The sequence below is a fragment of the Ferrigenium straubiae genome, from assembly GCF_051257895.1.
Classification (GTDB): domain Bacteria; phylum Pseudomonadota; class Gammaproteobacteria; order Burkholderiales; family Gallionellaceae; genus Gallionella; species Gallionella straubiae.
This window is the reverse complement of the sequence record NZ_CP194331.1, coordinates 181837-197120: the sequence shown is the minus strand read 5'-3', so window position 1 is coordinate 197120 and position 15284 is coordinate 181837. Positions and strand designations below refer to the sequence as shown.

Here is a 15284-nt window from a genome sequence, read left to right as displayed (position 1 = left end):
ACACCCTCGCGGTGTCGTTTTTGTTTGGATTGAGGGCGCATGGCCTGCCAGATTGATGCGCGAATGATGCAGCGATCCGATTACCCGCCTTCGCCGGCATCATCGAAGCAGTCATGACGCCAGCCGCACTCCTTCTTGTCGCAGTAATCACTGTTGGATGTGGCATAGCAGGGAGTCTGCCCGTTGTTGACCTGTATCTGCCGAATAATTTCGGCCTGCAGGCTGAATGATTTGATTTCTACTGGCTTTGCAATGTTTTCGGTGTTCATCGGCGGCGCCTTGGTTAGATTTCGTGACGAGAAATCTACCACCGGAACCGGAAGATACCTATATGCCGAAATGCCTATATATTCCGGCCTATTGACTGGAGGGGTGAACCAGATCTGTGCAGGAAACTTATGTTTTTTGTGAAAGGTGCCGGATCGCCCGGCCTGGTCATTTGCAGTCCCGTAGGGTGGATAAGCACAGCGCATCCACCGTCTCACTCGCAATCCATCCCCGCAATCGACTCCGGCTCGCGAGTACCCCACGACTCCTGATACCAGCCCTTCGGCAAACGATACCCAGCACAGGGCCAAGCAGCATGCCAACCAGCAGAAACACCACCACATCGGGTACGCGGAGCAATCACACGAGCAGGCCGGAGAAGATTCCGACGGCGGGGATGATGCCGAATACCAGCCGGACATGCTTGGCCAATTCAAGTAAGGCTGTGGTTTCCATTATGCTCTTTCAATGCAAGCGCCAATTTAACCGCCTATTCCATCGAACACCCAAAATGGCAGTGCGAGCCTAATCGTTTCGATGGTTCACTTACTATGATAATATCGCCTGCGTGTGCCTACGCAGTAAATAGTACAAAAACAAATAGACAAGCACTCACTCATATCCAACAGTCAATTATTAACTTCACGCGGTTTCCTAGTACATCGCTTGCCCAAGAATATCCAAATCATGAACTACATAAAAATTGCTGGCCTGTTTGCCGTCGCCTACCTGCTGAACCTCGCCGCCCCGTCAATCCTCGAACGCATTGCCCATCTTGGCGGCACCGAGACGGCGATCGCGAACTCGTTGTGGTGCCTCGGACTGTTCCTGGTGTTCGGCTGGGCGTGCAGCAAGCTGTCCGAGGGCACCGTATTCCCGAACTTCACCCTGCAGTTGCTGGTGGGCATCGTCCTGCACGACGCCCTGGCGCCCATCGCCACGCAGATGATGCTCGCAGTGGTGGTTTGTACCGCACTGGCCGCGATCATCCTGAAGGGGGGGGGCGATGAAGTGGAGCGGCGCGACTTTGCCAGGATCGCCTTCCCTACCCTGATGATCGCCCTCGTGGGTTATCTCATCACCTTCTTCGCCATGTTCCCGGTCCTGATGGCACTGGGGCTGGATGGCAAGACCGCCGCCCTGCTCGCCGCCATCATCGGCTCCACCGATCCGGCGGCGCTGATCCCGACCCTGAAAGGCATCGTCTTCAAGAACCAGTACAAGCGCCTCGCCGACATTGCCGTCGCGGAAAGCGCCCTCAACGATGCGGTGGGCGCCATCTTCGTGGGGGCCACCGCGGCCATGATCCTGGCCGGCAATTCCGTGGATTCACTGAATGCCATGGTTGCCGGGCTGTTCAGTGCCGACAACATGCTGCACCTCGGCGGGCAATTCCTGTTCGGCGCCATCGCCGGCATCATCGGCTGGGGCGCGATGTACCGCTATGAGATTTACAAGTCGCGCGACAACGAGCGCGATGTCGGAGAGACCGCCTACGATTTCGCGATGGTGCTGGCCATTCCGCTGGTCACCTTCCTGCTGGCGCAACTGATCCATGGCAATGGCTTCCTGGCCGCCTTCGTCGCCGGCCTGCTCGCCAACTACAACCATGGCAAGGAATACTTCCACAAGACGCTGCACACCATGGAGATCAAGATCGAGAGCATCGCCAAGCCGACAATCTTCATGATGGTCGGCCCCTTCGTCTCGCTGGGCGATCTGCGGGATACCGCAGTCCTGGGCCTGGTGGTATCACTCATCTTCATCCTCGCCGCCCGGCCCGTGGCGGTCATGCTATCCCTGCTGCCGACCGATCTCGGCATCAAGGACAAGCTCTTCCTGAGCGTGGTACGGGAGACGGGCGTGATCCCCGTCGTGTTGGCGGTCATCACCGTCGCACAGTTTCCGGAACTGACCCTGCTCATGCCGCTGACGGCCTGGGTGGTCATCTGGACCCTGACCCTGCTGCCGGCCATCACCCCCTGGTGGTCGAGAAAGCTCGGCATCGTGCAATAAGTGCCCTTGTCGATGAGCGCTCCGGCGCCCCGGTTCGACAGATCACCAAATAGCCGCTGATCGTGAAGTTGCACCAGCAGCCGTTTTGGACGAACGACTAGTCCACGAGGAATCGAAAAAACCAGCTCAGGCTGAGCCATCCCTCCCGTAGAACCACTTGAGCAGGAACGGCGGCGCGATGGTGGTCAGCGCGATGACGATCAGCAGGGCGGCGTACAGTTCGCCGGTCAGGATGCCCTGGCTGAAGCCGAGCTGCGCGAAGATCAGCCCGACTTCGCCGCGTGGAATCATCGACAGACCGATGGCCGTCTGGTTGCGGCGCGGTTCACAGATGGCAAAACCTGCCGCGAACTTGCCAAGGAAGGCAACCAGCAGCAGCAAGGCCGCCAGCTCCCAGATGAACGCGGAGCCCCAATCCACCGCCTTGAGGTTGAGCGACACGCCGACCATCACGAAGAACAGCGGCGAGAAGGTATGGATCAGCGGGCGCACCTGCTCTTCGAGCCGGTGCGCCAGTTTCGGGCTGGGCTTGAATTCAAGCGCCGGGTGTTTCCCCATCCATAGCCGGAAACCGAAGTGCTGGCTGAACGCCAGCCCTGCGGCAAAACCGCCCATGATCTCCGGCGCCCCCACCGCATGCGCGAGCCAGGAGAACAGCAGGATCAGCGACAGCGCCATGGTGAGCAGCAGCCCCGGCGTGGCGGCATGCTGCTCGAAGTGCTCGATCACCCCCGAGGCCAGCTTGGCGACCAGCGGCGCGAGCAGCATGAACAGCAAAATGTAAAAACCGACCTCTCCCAGCGCGCGCAGGGAGACCTCCCTTTCTATCGTGAACTGGTACATGAAGGCCAGCGCCATCACGCCGAGGATGTCGTCCAGCACCGCCGCGCCGATCACGATTTGAGCCTCGTCGGAGTGACGCTTGCCGAGGTCGTCCAGCACGCGCACCGTGATGCCGATGCTGGTGGCGGTGAGCGTCCCGCCGATGAACAGCGAAGTGAAGTTATCCAGACCGAACACCGAGGTACTGATGCCGTATCCCAACGCGAACGGCAGCGCAAACCCGAGCACCGCCACGACGACGGGCTTGCTGCCGGAGCGCGCGAGCCGGCTCAAATCCGTATCCATGCCCACCTCGAACAGCAGCAGGATGATGCCGATCTCGGCGAGCAGTTTCATGGTGGTGTCCGGCGATACCCATCCGAGCAGCGAAGGGCCGATGAGCAGGCCAGCCAGCAGTTCGCCGATCACCGAGGGAATGCCGAGACGCGCCGCCGCCTCGGAAAACGCCCGCGCCGAAATCAGGATGATGGCCAGGAACAGGAAGAATTGGTGCAGTTCCATTTGTCAGGGTTCCGGCGTCCTGGGTGGCAGCGGCTTGTTCAACGCGTGCGAATAGAATTTCAGCATGCCCGGCAACGGGAATGCTGCCACCAGCAAGGCACATAGCGCAATACTGACCAGCACTACCATGTAGGTGGTGTCGCGGATGATCTCGCCGCCGCTCACGCCGTATTGCAGCGGCAATCCGGCCAGCACGGCGGCGGCCAGCCCCTTCGGCGCCAGCATCGAGGTCATTGCGGAGTCGCGTAAAGTATAGGCTGCATTGCGGTATACGAAGCGGGTCAGGCCGAGGCGCATCGCGAATACCAGCACCGTCATGGCGATTGCGGTGAGCGCGAGATGCACCGAGCCAAAATGGATTGAGATGCCCATATAGACAAAAAAGTAGGTCTTCAGCAGGAACACCGACTCGCGGTAGAACACCAGGTCTATTTCATTCAACGGCACGATGTTCTTGTCGATATTCCTGAAATTGGCCAGGCCGAACTTCTTGAAGTTGGTCAGGGTCACGCCCAGCGCGAGCGCGGCAATCGCCCCTGAAAAACCGAGTGCCTCGGTCAGGCCGTAGACGATGAACACATAGGCCAGCGTGGAGGAGATCGTGTTGGGAAAGTCGCGCACCTTGCCCAGCACCAGCAGCCAGCCGATGCCGCCCGCCACCCCGATGACCGCCGCAAAGATCAGCGCAGCCAGCACCCCGCCGATTAGCCTGCCCGGCTCGACGCCGCCCTGCGTATGAACTTGCAGCAGCGCAAACACGCCGACGATGCACAGCACATCGGTCAGCGCGGATTCCAGCACCAGCACGGTGGCGGGCTTCTCCGAAAGCCGGAGCGCGGACACCATGGGGATGACCACCGCCGAGGAAGTGCCGCCCAGCGTGACGCCGAGCATGGCAGCCGGGAGCAACGACAGGTCAAGCAGATAGAAACCGAGCAGCGCCACGATGGCCGTAGTAAAGAAGAAGCACCACAGCGTGAGCACGCCGGTCGTCGCCAGCGATTTTCCGAGCACGCCAAGGTCAAGCGAGGTGCCGCTCTCGAACAGGATCACCACCAGCGCAATGGTCGCAATCACCGGGCCGACCTTACCGAAATCTTCGGGCGAGACGACACCCAGCACCGGGCCGATCAGGATGCCGGCCAGCATCAGCACCAGCACGTCGGGAATGCTGGTCTTGCGGAACTGCAACGAGAGAAAGTGGGCGAAAAATACCATCAGCCCGATGACCAGTATTGTTGTGGACATCCGGAAGCTCCTGCTAACGACGAGACCGGATTATAGCCGACGCCTGACACGGCCACTGATGGCCGCGCATTACATCGCAGGAGGCCTGCACGCCGACCGGATGGTATCATCGTGCCACGATTGGCGGTGATCACACGCTGGATGAACAGGAGATTTTATGACCAATAAATTACGCGTGGGATTGGTTGGCTACGGCAAGGCGGGCCAAGCGGTCGCCAATGTACTAGGCAACGACCCGCGCTTCGAGTTGCGCTGGATCGCGCGCCGTTCGGTCGCTGCGGAACGGCAGACACATCCCGGAACCGATATCCCGATCATCGGGCTGGAACAGCGCCCGTTCGCCGATCTGTTCGAGAACCTTCCGGTAGATGCGCTGGTGGATTTCTCCTCGCGGGAAAGCCTACATACCTATGGTGAGGAAGTGCGCAGACGGAACATCATACTGGTCAGCGCAATCTCCGCCTACTCTGAGGACGATCTGGCCTATGCGCGCAGCCTGGGACAGGACACGCGCGTGCTGTGTTCGCCCAATATCACCCTAGGGATCAACTTCCTGATCGTGGCCGCCAAGCTGTTGCGCAAGGTTGCGCCGTTCGCAGACGTGGAGATACTCGAGCAGCATTTCAAAGAAAAGCCGGAAGTGTCGGGCACGGCACGCAGGATCGCCGAAACGCTGGAAGTCGACGGCGGCAGTATCACTTCATTGCGGCTCGGCGGCATCGTCGGGCACCATGAGGTGATCTTCGGCTTCCCGCACCAGACCGTGCGCCTCACGCATGAGTCCATCCGGCGCGAGGCATTCGGCACCGGCGCGGCGTTCGCGCTGAGCCATCTGGCCGATTGCGAGAAGGGGTTCTACACGTTCGATGACCTGTTGCTGCGGCTGATGCGCGCCGAACTGATGGGCTGAATACTTCAGCATCCCGCCTGACCATCATTCCTGAAGCTTGTTATGCCCGGCAAGACTCAGGCGGACGAGGTCCGGCACGCCATCCGCGCCCAGCTTGTCCATCATTCTCGCTTTGTGCACCTCGACCGTGCGGGCGCTGATACCGAGGAGCTCGGCGATCTCGCGGTTGTGCCGCCCTGCCACGACCAGCTCCATGACCTCCCGTTCGCGCGGGGTTAGCGTGGCGAGGAGGCGCGAAAATCCCGTTTGCCTGTCATCGGCTTCCCGCACAGCGGCCTGGCGCCGGAAGGCATCGTTGATGGCTGCGAGCAGCTTTTCGTAATCGATGGGCTTTTCCAGGAAATCCACCGCCTGCGAGCGGAAGGCTTCACGCGCCGAGTCCACGTCGCCGTGGGCCGTCATCACGATCACGGGAATGGTGCAGCCGGATTCCAGCAGCAGCCTCTGCAAGGCCAGACCATCCATGCCCGGCATGCGGATGTCGATCAGCGCGCAGCCGCGCCAGTCGTTCCGCCGCGCATTGAGAAAGCTCTCGGCATCGCCAAACATGGCGACAGGATAGCCATGCAGGCCGAGCAGCAGGCCCAGTGCATCGCGCACCGAAGGGTCGTCCTCGACAATAAAGACCGTATATCCGTCAGGGGGTATCACCGCTTGTTTCCTCCGTTGGTAGCGTGAGCACGAATACGCCGCACTCTGCCGTATCTGCGGCCAGGTCGCCGCCATGCGCCTCGGCGATGGCGCGGCTGATCGCCAGCCCCAGGCCCATGCCGCTGGCCTTGGACGAGCGGAAGGCTTCGAACAGGTGCTCGGCCATTCCTGCGGCCAGGCCGGGGCCGCTGTCCTCGACGCGGATACGCACGCGTTTCCTGTCCGCCATCCCGGCTCGTATGCAAATGCGGCGCTGGCCGGCCGGCTGCTCGCTCACGGCATCTAGGGCATTGTCCAGCAAATTGCGCAGCACGACTTCCAGTTGCAGTCTGTCCGCCAGCAGCGTGCAGGCCGGCATTGGCTCGACCACCAGTTCGGCGCCCAGGCTCTCCGCCTTGCCCTGGAATTTCGCCACGGCCGTGCCGACCAGTTCCGCGAGCGCCACCGGTTCCAGGTGCGTGGCGCCGGTGCGGAAGAAATCGCGCAATCGCCTCACCACGCCCGCCGCCCGGTGCGCTTCCGACACCATGCGGCCGATGGTATCGCGCAAACGCTCTACATCGCCATTTCGCTCGAGCAATTGCTGGCATGCGGAACCATAGGTCGATAGCGCCGTGAGCGGCTGATTGAGTTCATGCGCCAGGGCTCCAGCCATTTCCCCGGCGGCAGCCAGACGCAGCGTGCGGCGCAACTCGTCGCTCACGCGCTGTTTTTCGTCGACGACCGCACCGATGAAGAGCCCGACGAAAGCCAGGACTGCGGCGAGCATTTGCAGCTCAAACACCGTCACTGCCACCAGGTTATGCCAGTGCACCGCGACGATGATACCGGCCTGCAGCATGAAGGCCGCGAGCGCGGCGCCGGGCACGCCGTCGCGCGCCGCCGCCCATACGATGGGCAGGAACAGCATGTAGAAATACTGAAATTCCCCGGTGCCGCCAAGCCCGAAGGAAATCCACAAGGCCGCCGCCGCCAGCAGGCCATAACCGGCCGTTTCCCAGTGCGGCAGGATACGGTGCAAGCGGTTGCGGCCATCGAGCAGCAGCCAGAAGAAAGGCATGGTGACCACGATGCCGACACAGTCGCCAACCCAGAAGCGCGCCAGCGCCACCAGCCAATCCCCCACCGGTATGAGGCCGGACAGGAACAGCATCAGGATATAGATGCTGCTGGTTATCAGGGTGCCCGCCACGACTATCGCCAGCCACAACAGAAGGCGGCGGCGGTCGTGGAGAATGTCGCCGGCAAGGTTGCGGCGCAGCGCTTCCGCCATGATTCCATATCCCAGCGTCAGCATGGCCGAGAGCGCAAGCGTCATCGGCAATGTCGCGGGTTGGCCGCGCACCAGGATCTCGCTGATCAGGATCGCGGCAAACCAGGGGATCGCGGCCAGCCAGCCGACCCGGAACCAGAATACCAGTCCGAGGGCGAGTGACGGATTCCAGGGCGTGATGTTGAGCCCGTACAGCGGGTGCAGGTAGCTCGCCCAGTCAAGCAGGACAAAGGCGGCGACAAATAACAGGCCGCGAAAAAGATGGGTTGCAGGAAAAGGCATGGTGTTTTGGGCATCGATCCGGCGGCCATTGTCCCCTTTTACGTCCACAAGCGCATCCGCAACACGCTTACGGGAAGCCCTTACCCGAATGAAGCGCAAGCTCTTGCGCGGTGTTGGCGGCAGGCAAATCCATCGTCTTGCGCGGCAGGCACTGCGGGTTTGCCTTAGTGGCCAGCCCCAATTTTCAGCGGGCGGCATTTTCCCTACGATGCCCGGCATCGAAATTCTCCAACAGGGGGACTGCCATGATCTTCTCCAAAACCTTCCGGCTTCTTGCAGCCATCGCTGCCGTCGTCAGCATGGGCGTCGCCTCCAAGGCTATCGCGGGGTGCCAGCCCCAAGCCGCAGCCCAATGCGAGGGCTCCAGGCTTGTCAGTGTGGACTGGCGCAATGCGCAACTGGCCAACGGCAATTTCCGCAACGCCGACCTGGAAAATGCGAACCTGTCGGGGGTCAATCTCAAGGGCGCCGACCTGCGCGGCGCCAAGCTGAAATTTGCGCGCCTCGAAGGCAGTGACCTGACGGGCGCCAATCTTGAGGGCGCCGACCTGCGCTGGGCCAACCTCGAACGATCGTCGCTGGTTGGCGCTCGTTTTGCCATGGCAAACCTGGCCAGGGCCGATCTGGAAGAAGCAGACATGTCCAGCGCAGTCATGACCGGAGCCAACCTCACGCGCGCCGACCTCATCAACACCGACCTGTTCCAGGCCGATCTCAGGCAGGCCAAGCTTGAAGGCGCATACATGAACTACGCCAACCTCAAACAGGCAAATTTGTCCGGCGCCAATATCCTCCGGATCAGGCTTTTCGGAACACGGCTCAACGAAACCACCTGGATTGACGGCAGGATTTGCAGAGCGCCCTCATCGATCAGCGTTTGCCGGTGATCGCATTTTCCAACTCAGATAAAGGCAAGCAGAACACATGGCCACAGTTATGCAAAAAAACGGAGTGATCCACCTGCTATCGGAAAGCTTTCTCGGGCACACGCCGCGCTGGTACAAGCAGGCCGTCGCGATCAGCCTGCTGCTCAACGTAGCGGTGTTCCTGGCCCTCGGCCCTTTGGCAACCGGCTGGCTGATTCTCGCCGAATTCATTTTCACGCTGGCGATGGCGCTGAAGTGCTTTCCGCTCCAGCCGGGCGGCCTGCTCGCCTTGCAGGCCGTCATTCTCGGACTTACGGATACGCATGCGGTCTACAGGGAAATCGAACATGGCTTGCCGGTCCTGTTGCTGGTGATTTTCATGGTGGCCGGCGTGCATTTCCTGCGCGGCATGCTCTACCGCGTGATCAGCCACATCCTGCTGGGCATACGCTCCCGGGTCACCCTCAACATGGTCGTCATTGTCGTGGTATCTGTGCTCTCCGCCTTTCTCGATGCGCTGACCATCCTTGCGGTGCTGGTCGCCGTATCGTTGGGCTTCTACGAGGTCTACCACCGTGCCGTGTCCTCCAGGGGCTATCACGACGATCCAGACTTGACGGACGATTACGTGGACGAGATCCACCGCAAGGATCTCGAACAGTTCCGTGCCGTGCTGCGCAGCCTGCTCATGCATGGCGCCATCGGCACCGCCATCGGCGGCGTCTGCACCCTGGTCGGGGAACCCGAGAACATCATCATCGGCAAGGAAGCGGGCTGGAACTTCGTGGAGTTCTTCACCAAAGTAGCTCCAGCCAGCATCCCTACCCTGCTGGCCGGCTTTGCCACCTGCTGGGTTATCGAAAAAAACGGCTGGTTCGGCTACGGCGCCGAGCTGCCTGCCGGCGTGCGCCAGATTCTCCTCGACGAGGACCGCCGCCTGCGCGAGCAGCATTCGCCGCATGACCGCCTGTTACTCGTCGCGCAGGGCATCGTCGCAATCCTCCTGGTGCTGGCCCTCGCCTTTCACGTGGCGGAAATAGGCCTGATCGGGCTTGCAGTGATCGTCCTGGTGTCGGCGATTTCCGGGGTCACCGACGAACACCATATCGCCGAAGCCTTCATGCCGGGCCTGCCATTCGCTTCCCTGCTGGTGGTCTTTTACGTCATCGTGGCGATGATCGGCAGCCTGCAGATGTTCAATTCGGTCATCCACTGGGTCCTGGCGCTCGAGCCCCGGATGCAGGTGTTCATGATCTTCGTCACCAACGGTGCGCTCTCCGCCATCAGCGATAACGTGTTCGTGGCCGCCATTTACATGAAGGAACTCAAGGCCGCGTTTGACGCCGGGCTTACTACCCGTGAGCTATTCGACGCGCAGTCGGTGGCGGTCGTGATGGGCACCGGGATCCCGAGCATGTCCACGCCGAACGGACAGGCGGCATTCCTCTACCTTCTGACATCCGCGATCGCCCCGCTGATCCGGCTCGGCTACGGCCGCATGCTCTGGATGGCCCTGCCGTATGCGGTCGTTACCACGATAGTCGCGGGATTGATATTGTTCTAGGGGCCGGAACCCCGCGCCTTGGCGGGATGGCGAATCATTCAGGGGCCGGTCAGCCGCGGGAGCGGCGAGCCATTTCTTGACCCGCCTATTCCTCGGATGCGGCGTCCCCGGCCTTGGCCTTGCGCGGCACGGTCTTGGGGTCGCAGATGATGGGGCGATAGATCTCGACGCGGTCGCCGTCGTTGAGCACGGCATCCAGCTTGCTGACCTTGCCGTAGACGCCGACCTTGTTTTTTTCGAGATCGATTTCGGGAAACTGCTTGAGGATGCCCGAGCGGTTGATGGCGTCCTGGACGGTGGTACCGTCGGGCATTTCGATGTCGAACCAGGCTTGGCGGTGCGGCAGGGCGTAGGCGATTCCGATCTTCATGTTCGTTCCTTACGGGGAGCAGTGGGCTGCGGCGCTAACCTGGGCGGCCTTGCTGGAGCGCTCGTCGATCATGCGTTTCGCGACCAGCACCAGGCCGGTGACCAAAAACGCACCGGGCGGCAGGATCATCATCAATATCCCCGTGTCGGGCGGCAGGACGCGCATCTCCAGGAACTTGAAGGCAGGGCCAAGCAGCAGCGAGGCGTCGGCAAACAGGGTTCCGGAGCCGGCAACCTCGCGTATCGCGCCTATGACGGTAAGTGCAAGGGCGAAGCCCACGCCCATGAAGAAACCGTCCGCCAACGAGGGCAGCACGGGTCTTTTCGAGGCAACCATTTCGATGCGTGCAAACGGCAGGCAATTCACCACGATCAGCGGGATGAACAGGCCCAGCACCTTGTACATCTCGTGCAGCCACGCATTCATGCACATATCCACCACCGTCACCATGGATGCGATGATCAGCACGAACACGGGAATGCGCACTTCCTGGGAGAAGCGGTTGCGGAAAATCGATACCAGCGCGGCGGAACCGGTCATCACGAACGCCGTCGCGAGCCCCATGCCGAGGCCGTTGGTGGCGCTGTTGGTCATGGCCATGGCCGGGCACAGGCCCAGCATCATGCTGAGCACGCCATTGTTCGTCCACAGCCCCTCGCGGGCAATGGTGCGGTATTCAGCCATCGTCGTCATTTAGTTTCCCCCTTCGCTGGAGCCTTGCCGGTTTCGGCATCTGCCGCCTTGAATTCCATCAGTTTTGCCTTGTTGGCGTCGAAGAATTGCAGCCCTTCGGTGATCGCCTTGACCACGGCGCGCGGCGTGATGGTTGCGCCCGCGAACTGGTCGAAGATACCGCCGTCCTTTTTCACCTTCCACTTGTCGAGCGGCGGGTTGCCGATGCTCAGTCCAGTGAAGCGCAATATCCAGTCGCCCTTCTTCACTTCGATCTTGTCGCCCAGCCCCGGAGTCTCCTTGTGCGCCAGAACGCGCGCGCCGATGATCTTGCCCTCGGGGTCAACGCCCAGCATGACCTTGATCGCGCCGGAATAGCCAGGACTGGAGGTCTCGAAGGCCACACCGGTCACCTTGCCTTCCTTGGTGGCGACATAGATGGTGACTTCATTTCCCTGGTCATTCTTCAGGACGAGGGTGTCCGTGGCCAGATTGTTGTCGTGGATACTTTCCGGAATCACCTGCGCAAGCGAGTTCTGGCGGTCTTCCAGAGCGCGCATGGCGATGTCGTCCTTGGTGTAGCCGTTGGTCATGACGAGCAGCGTCCCGAAGCCCAGACAGAAGGCGCCGAGGATCAGCCCATGGATCAGCGTGCGTTGCGAACTCATGCTTTTTCCTCCAAGGGCAGCGGTTCGCCCTTGCGGGTGCGTCCGAAGGCGCGCGGGCGGGTGTATTGGTCGATGATCGGGGTCAGCGAGTTCATCAGCAGCACCGCGAAGGCCACGCCTTCAGGATAGCCGGCGAAGTTACGGATGCTCCAGGTGAACAGGCCGACGCCGATGCCGAAGATGATCTGCCCCGACTTGGATACCGGCGAGGTCACATAATCGGTGGCGATGAAGAACGCGCCCAGGAAAGTGGCCCCGGACAACAGGTGAAAGGTGCCGGAGGTGAAACGTGCGGGGTCGACGGCATGGAACAGCGCCGCGATCAGGAACAGCGACCCCAGCATGCTGAGCGGGATATGCCAGGAGATGATGCGCTTCGCCATCAGAAACAGGCCACCAAGCAGGATCAGGATCGCCGAGGTCTCGCCCATGCTGCCGGCGCGGTAGCCCAGCGCCATGTCCATCAGGTCCGGCATCTGCCCCATCGACTGCGTCACCGGAATGCCGCGCGACAGCTCGGTCTTGACGTAGCCCAGCGCGGAGGCGGCGCTCATGGTATCGGGGATGTTGCCGCCGAAGGTGATGGCGAAGGATTCGACCAGTCCCGGTGCGCCCGCCGAAAACAGCGGATGCGGCGCGACCCAGACGGTCATCGCCACCGGGAATGAGATCAGCATGACGGTACGCCCGACCATGGCCGGGTTGAACAGGTTCTGGCCCAGCCCCCCGAAAGCATGCTTGGTCAGCGCGATGGCGAAAATCGCCGCCAGCACGCCGATCCACCAAGGCGCCCAGGGCGGCAGGCTCATCGCCAGCAGCCAGCCGGTCAGTATCGCCGAGCAGTCAGCCAGCGTCGCCGCCACCGGCTTGCCGGCCAGCGCCAGACAGGCCGCCTCGACAGCCACGCAGGCACCGACCGTGATGGTGAACAGCAGGATCGCCGGCCAGCCGAACAAATAGAAGTTGAACAGGGTAGCCGGCGTCAGCGCCAGCAGCACCAGAAACATGGTTCTCTGGACGCTGCTGAATGCGTGGCCGAACGGCCCACTCTTTTTCATGATTGCGGTACTCATGCGTTGGCCTTTTCTTCGGTAGTAGCCTTGGTCTCCCCGCCTGACGGGGCAGCTTCTGCAGCCGGCTTGCTTTTCGCGGCCAGGGCGGCACGCTTGGCCTCGGCGGCTTTCTCGATGCGGATGGTGCGCGTCTCGGCGAGCGTCTTGATGCGTTCGCTCTTGCGGCGCTCGGTCTCCAGCTCCCGCAACACGCCCTTGGCGTAGTTGAAATAGTGCACCAGCGGGATGTGCGACGGGCATACATACGAGCAGCTGCCGCACGAGAAACAGTCCATCACGCCCAGCTTGGCGGCAACGTCCAGATTATCCTTGCGGATGAAGGCGGCCATATCCACCGGTGACAAGCCACACGGGCAGACGGTGACGCAACTGCCGCAGCGGATGCACGCGGAGGTCGGACGGTCGTTGATCTCCTCGGCGGTGAGCGCCAGGATGCCTGAAGTGCCCTTGACCACCGGCGCATCCAGGCTGGCCAGCGGCTGGCCCATCATCGGTCCGCCGTTGACCACGCTCTCGGGGCGCGACGAGAAGCCGCCGCAGAACTCGACCAGGTCGCTTATCCTGGTGCCGATGGGCGTCATGACGTTGCCGGGATTGCGTATCGCGCCACCGCTCACCGTCACCACGCGTGCAACCAGCGGGCAACCGAAGCGGACGGCATGATGCACGGCGCGGGCGGTGGCGACGTTGTGCACCACGATGCCGAGATCAGCGGTCAGTTTGCGCGCCGGGGTCTCGCGACCGGTGATCGCCTGCACCAGATGGCGCTCGGAACCCATCGGGTACTGCACCGGCACGGCGGCCACTTCGACATTGGGAAAAGCGGCAGCCGCTTTGGTCATGGCCTCGATCGCCTGCGGCTTGTTCTGTTCGATGCCGATGACCACCCTGGGCGTGCCCAGCGCATGGGCCATGATGCGTGCGCCGTCGATCACTTCGTCGGCATATTCGCGCATCACCCGGTCGTCACAGGTCAGGTAGGGTTCGCACTCCGCTCCGTTGAGCAGCAGGATTTCAAGTTTTTTCTGGGTGCCAAGATTCAGCTTGATCGCCGACGGAAAGGCGGCGCCGCCCATGCCGACAATGCCAGACTGGGCAACGCGATCGTTGATCTCTTGCGGGGTGGCAGTAAACGGATCGGCAATGGGCGTCGGCAAGTCGGCCCATTCGTCCTTGCTGTCCGGTTCGATGACGATGGTCTTCTGCGGCAAGCCGGAAGGATGGGGCGCCGCAACCTCCGCCACCGACACGACGCGGCCCGAGGAAGGCGCATGCTGAGATGCCGACACTGCCCCCTGGTTGCGCGCGATCATCTGGCCTTTCTTGACCAGGTCGCCCTCTTTCACCAGCACCTCGGCCGGCGCGCCGATATGCTGCTGCAGCGGAATGTAGAGCATGGCCGGCATCGGCATGGCCACGATGGCCTTCTCGCTGGTTAAATCCTTGCGGTATTCCGGATGGATGCCGCCGGTTACGGGGAAAAGTTTCATCTGTGACAACTCCTAGTGCGCAGGCACAGTCTCGGGTTTGGGGGACGTGTTCTCGGCTTCTGGCTTGGGCCAATGCCAGTTGGACAGCGTCACCGGATACTCAACCATGATGATGGCGTCGGTGGGGCAAACCTTGACGCACTTGGAACAGCCATGGCAGGCATCGATGATGATGGTGTGCATCAGCTTGTTCGCGCCCATGATGGCGTCGGTCGAGCACTCCCGGATGCAGCGCGTGCAACCGATACAAAGATCCTCGATGATAAAGGCGTGCTCCGGCCCCTTGTCATCGAGTTCGGAGAGATCGGCCTCGATGCCCAGTTTGGCGGACAGCGCCTCGACCAGCGGCTTGCCGCCGGGCGCACACAGCATGATCGATGCCTCCTCGCCCTTAGCCAGCGCCGATGCATATTGGGCGCAACCGACATAGCCGCACTGGCCGCACTGCGAGCCGGGCATCATGGCCTTCAGCTCCTCTTCCAGCGGGTCCTCCTGCACTGCGAGACGGCGCGCAGCCACACCGAGGATGGCGCCCAGCGCAACACCGATTAACGTAAGACTACCGATAGCGATCAACATGCCAGACATAA

15 protein-coding genes are annotated in these 15284 nt (G+C 61.7%); 4 read left to right on the top strand and 11 right to left on the bottom strand.

Annotation, left to right across the window (positions count from 1 at the left end; genetic code table 11):
- Nucleotides 1–80: 80 nt before the first annotated feature.
- Nucleotides 81–269, bottom strand: coding sequence for a hypothetical protein (locus tag ACRRNM_RS00940; RefSeq protein ID WP_435626375.1), 189 nt, complete (start codon nucleotides 267–269; stop codon nucleotides 81–83).
- A gap of 685 nt (nucleotides 270–954) precedes the next feature.
- Between ACRRNM_RS00940 and ACRRNM_RS00935 the strand changes: the two genes are divergently transcribed.
- Nucleotides 955–2283, top strand: coding sequence for a cation:proton antiporter domain-containing protein (locus tag ACRRNM_RS00935; RefSeq protein ID WP_435626374.1), 1329 nt, complete (start codon nucleotides 955–957; stop codon nucleotides 2281–2283).
- Between the two features lie 126 nt (nucleotides 2284–2409).
- Here the strand turns inward: ACRRNM_RS00935 and ACRRNM_RS00930 are convergent, their stop codons facing one another.
- A complete protein-coding gene (locus ACRRNM_RS00930; RefSeq protein ID WP_435626373.1) occupies nucleotides 2410–3627 on the bottom strand; it encodes a cation:proton antiporter in 1218 nt (405 codons plus the stop codon).
- 3 nt (nucleotides 3628–3630) lie between these two features.
- Nucleotides 3631–4875, bottom strand: a complete 1245-nt coding sequence (locus ACRRNM_RS00925; RefSeq protein ID WP_435626372.1) for a cation:proton antiporter — start codon at nucleotides 4873–4875, stop codon at nucleotides 3631–3633.
- 157 nt (nucleotides 4876–5032) lie between these two features.
- On the opposite strand from ACRRNM_RS00925, the gene ACRRNM_RS00920 reads away from it, so the two are divergent.
- Complete coding sequence (locus ACRRNM_RS00920) at nucleotides 5033–5785, top strand: 4-hydroxy-tetrahydrodipicolinate reductase (protein ID WP_435626371.1); 753 nt, start codon at nucleotides 5033–5035, stop codon at nucleotides 5783–5785.
- Between the two features lie 24 nt (nucleotides 5786–5809).
- Here the strand turns inward: ACRRNM_RS00920 and ACRRNM_RS00915 are convergent, their stop codons facing one another.
- Together ACRRNM_RS00915 and ACRRNM_RS00910 are read right to left on the bottom strand one after the other, a co-directional pair.
- The gene (locus tag ACRRNM_RS00915) at nucleotides 5810–6436 is read right to left on the bottom strand and encodes a response regulator transcription factor (RefSeq protein ID WP_435626370.1); all 627 of its coding nucleotides are present in this window, start codon (nucleotides 6434–6436) and stop codon (nucleotides 5810–5812) included.
- Nucleotides 6423–7991, bottom strand: coding sequence for an ATP-binding protein (locus tag ACRRNM_RS00910; protein WP_435626369.1), 1569 nt, complete (start codon nucleotides 7989–7991; stop codon nucleotides 6423–6425). The genes ACRRNM_RS00915 and ACRRNM_RS00910 overlap by 14 nt, the downstream gene beginning before the upstream one ends.
- A gap of 245 nt (nucleotides 7992–8236) precedes the next feature.
- Between ACRRNM_RS00910 and ACRRNM_RS00905 the strand changes: the two genes are divergently transcribed.
- Both ACRRNM_RS00905 and nhaB read left to right on the top strand, forming a co-directional pair.
- Complete coding sequence (locus tag ACRRNM_RS00905; RefSeq protein WP_435626368.1) at nucleotides 8237–8878, top strand: pentapeptide repeat-containing protein; 642 nt, start codon at nucleotides 8237–8239, stop codon at nucleotides 8876–8878.
- A gap of 37 nt (nucleotides 8879–8915) precedes the next feature.
- Nucleotides 8916–10421 carry a sodium/proton antiporter NhaB gene (gene nhaB / locus ACRRNM_RS00900; protein WP_435626367.1) on the top strand — a complete coding sequence of 502 codons (1506 nt, stop codon included), beginning with the start codon at nucleotides 8916–8918 and terminating at the stop codon, nucleotides 10419–10421.
- 85 nt (nucleotides 10422–10506) lie between these two features.
- On the opposite strand, the gene ACRRNM_RS00895 is transcribed toward nhaB, so the two are convergent.
- Genes ACRRNM_RS00895 through ACRRNM_RS00870 form a run of 6 tightly spaced genes read right to left on the bottom strand, consistent with a single transcriptional unit; the run spans nucleotide 10507 to nucleotide 15282 of the window.
- Nucleotides 10507–10791, bottom strand: a complete 285-nt coding sequence (locus ACRRNM_RS00895; RefSeq protein ID WP_435626366.1) for an RnfH family protein — start codon at nucleotides 10789–10791, stop codon at nucleotides 10507–10509.
- A gap of 9 nt (nucleotides 10792–10800) precedes the next feature.
- A complete protein-coding gene (locus ACRRNM_RS00890; RefSeq protein ID WP_435626365.1) occupies nucleotides 10801–11484 on the bottom strand; it encodes an electron transport complex subunit E in 684 nt (227 codons plus the stop codon).
- On the bottom strand, nucleotides 11481–12131 hold the full coding sequence (rsxG, locus tag ACRRNM_RS00885; RefSeq protein WP_435626364.1) for an electron transport complex subunit RsxG: 651 nt from the start codon (nucleotides 12129–12131) through the stop codon (nucleotides 11481–11483). The genes ACRRNM_RS00890 and rsxG overlap by 4 nt, the downstream gene beginning before the upstream one ends.
- Entirely contained in the window at nucleotides 12128–13204 is a 1077-nt protein-coding gene (locus ACRRNM_RS00880) for an RnfABCDGE type electron transport complex subunit D (protein WP_435626363.1), read from the bottom strand. The genes rsxG and ACRRNM_RS00880 overlap by 4 nt, the downstream gene beginning before the upstream one ends.
- Complete coding sequence (rsxC, locus tag ACRRNM_RS00875) at nucleotides 13201–14694, bottom strand: electron transport complex subunit RsxC (protein WP_435626362.1); 1494 nt, start codon at nucleotides 14692–14694, stop codon at nucleotides 13201–13203. The genes ACRRNM_RS00880 and rsxC overlap by 4 nt, the downstream gene beginning before the upstream one ends.
- A 12-nt stretch (nucleotides 14695–14706) precedes the next feature.
- Nucleotides 14707–15282, bottom strand: coding sequence for an RnfABCDGE type electron transport complex subunit B (locus ACRRNM_RS00870; RefSeq protein ID WP_435626361.1), 576 nt, complete (start codon nucleotides 15280–15282; stop codon nucleotides 14707–14709).
- Nucleotides 15283–15284 lie beyond the last annotated feature (2 nt).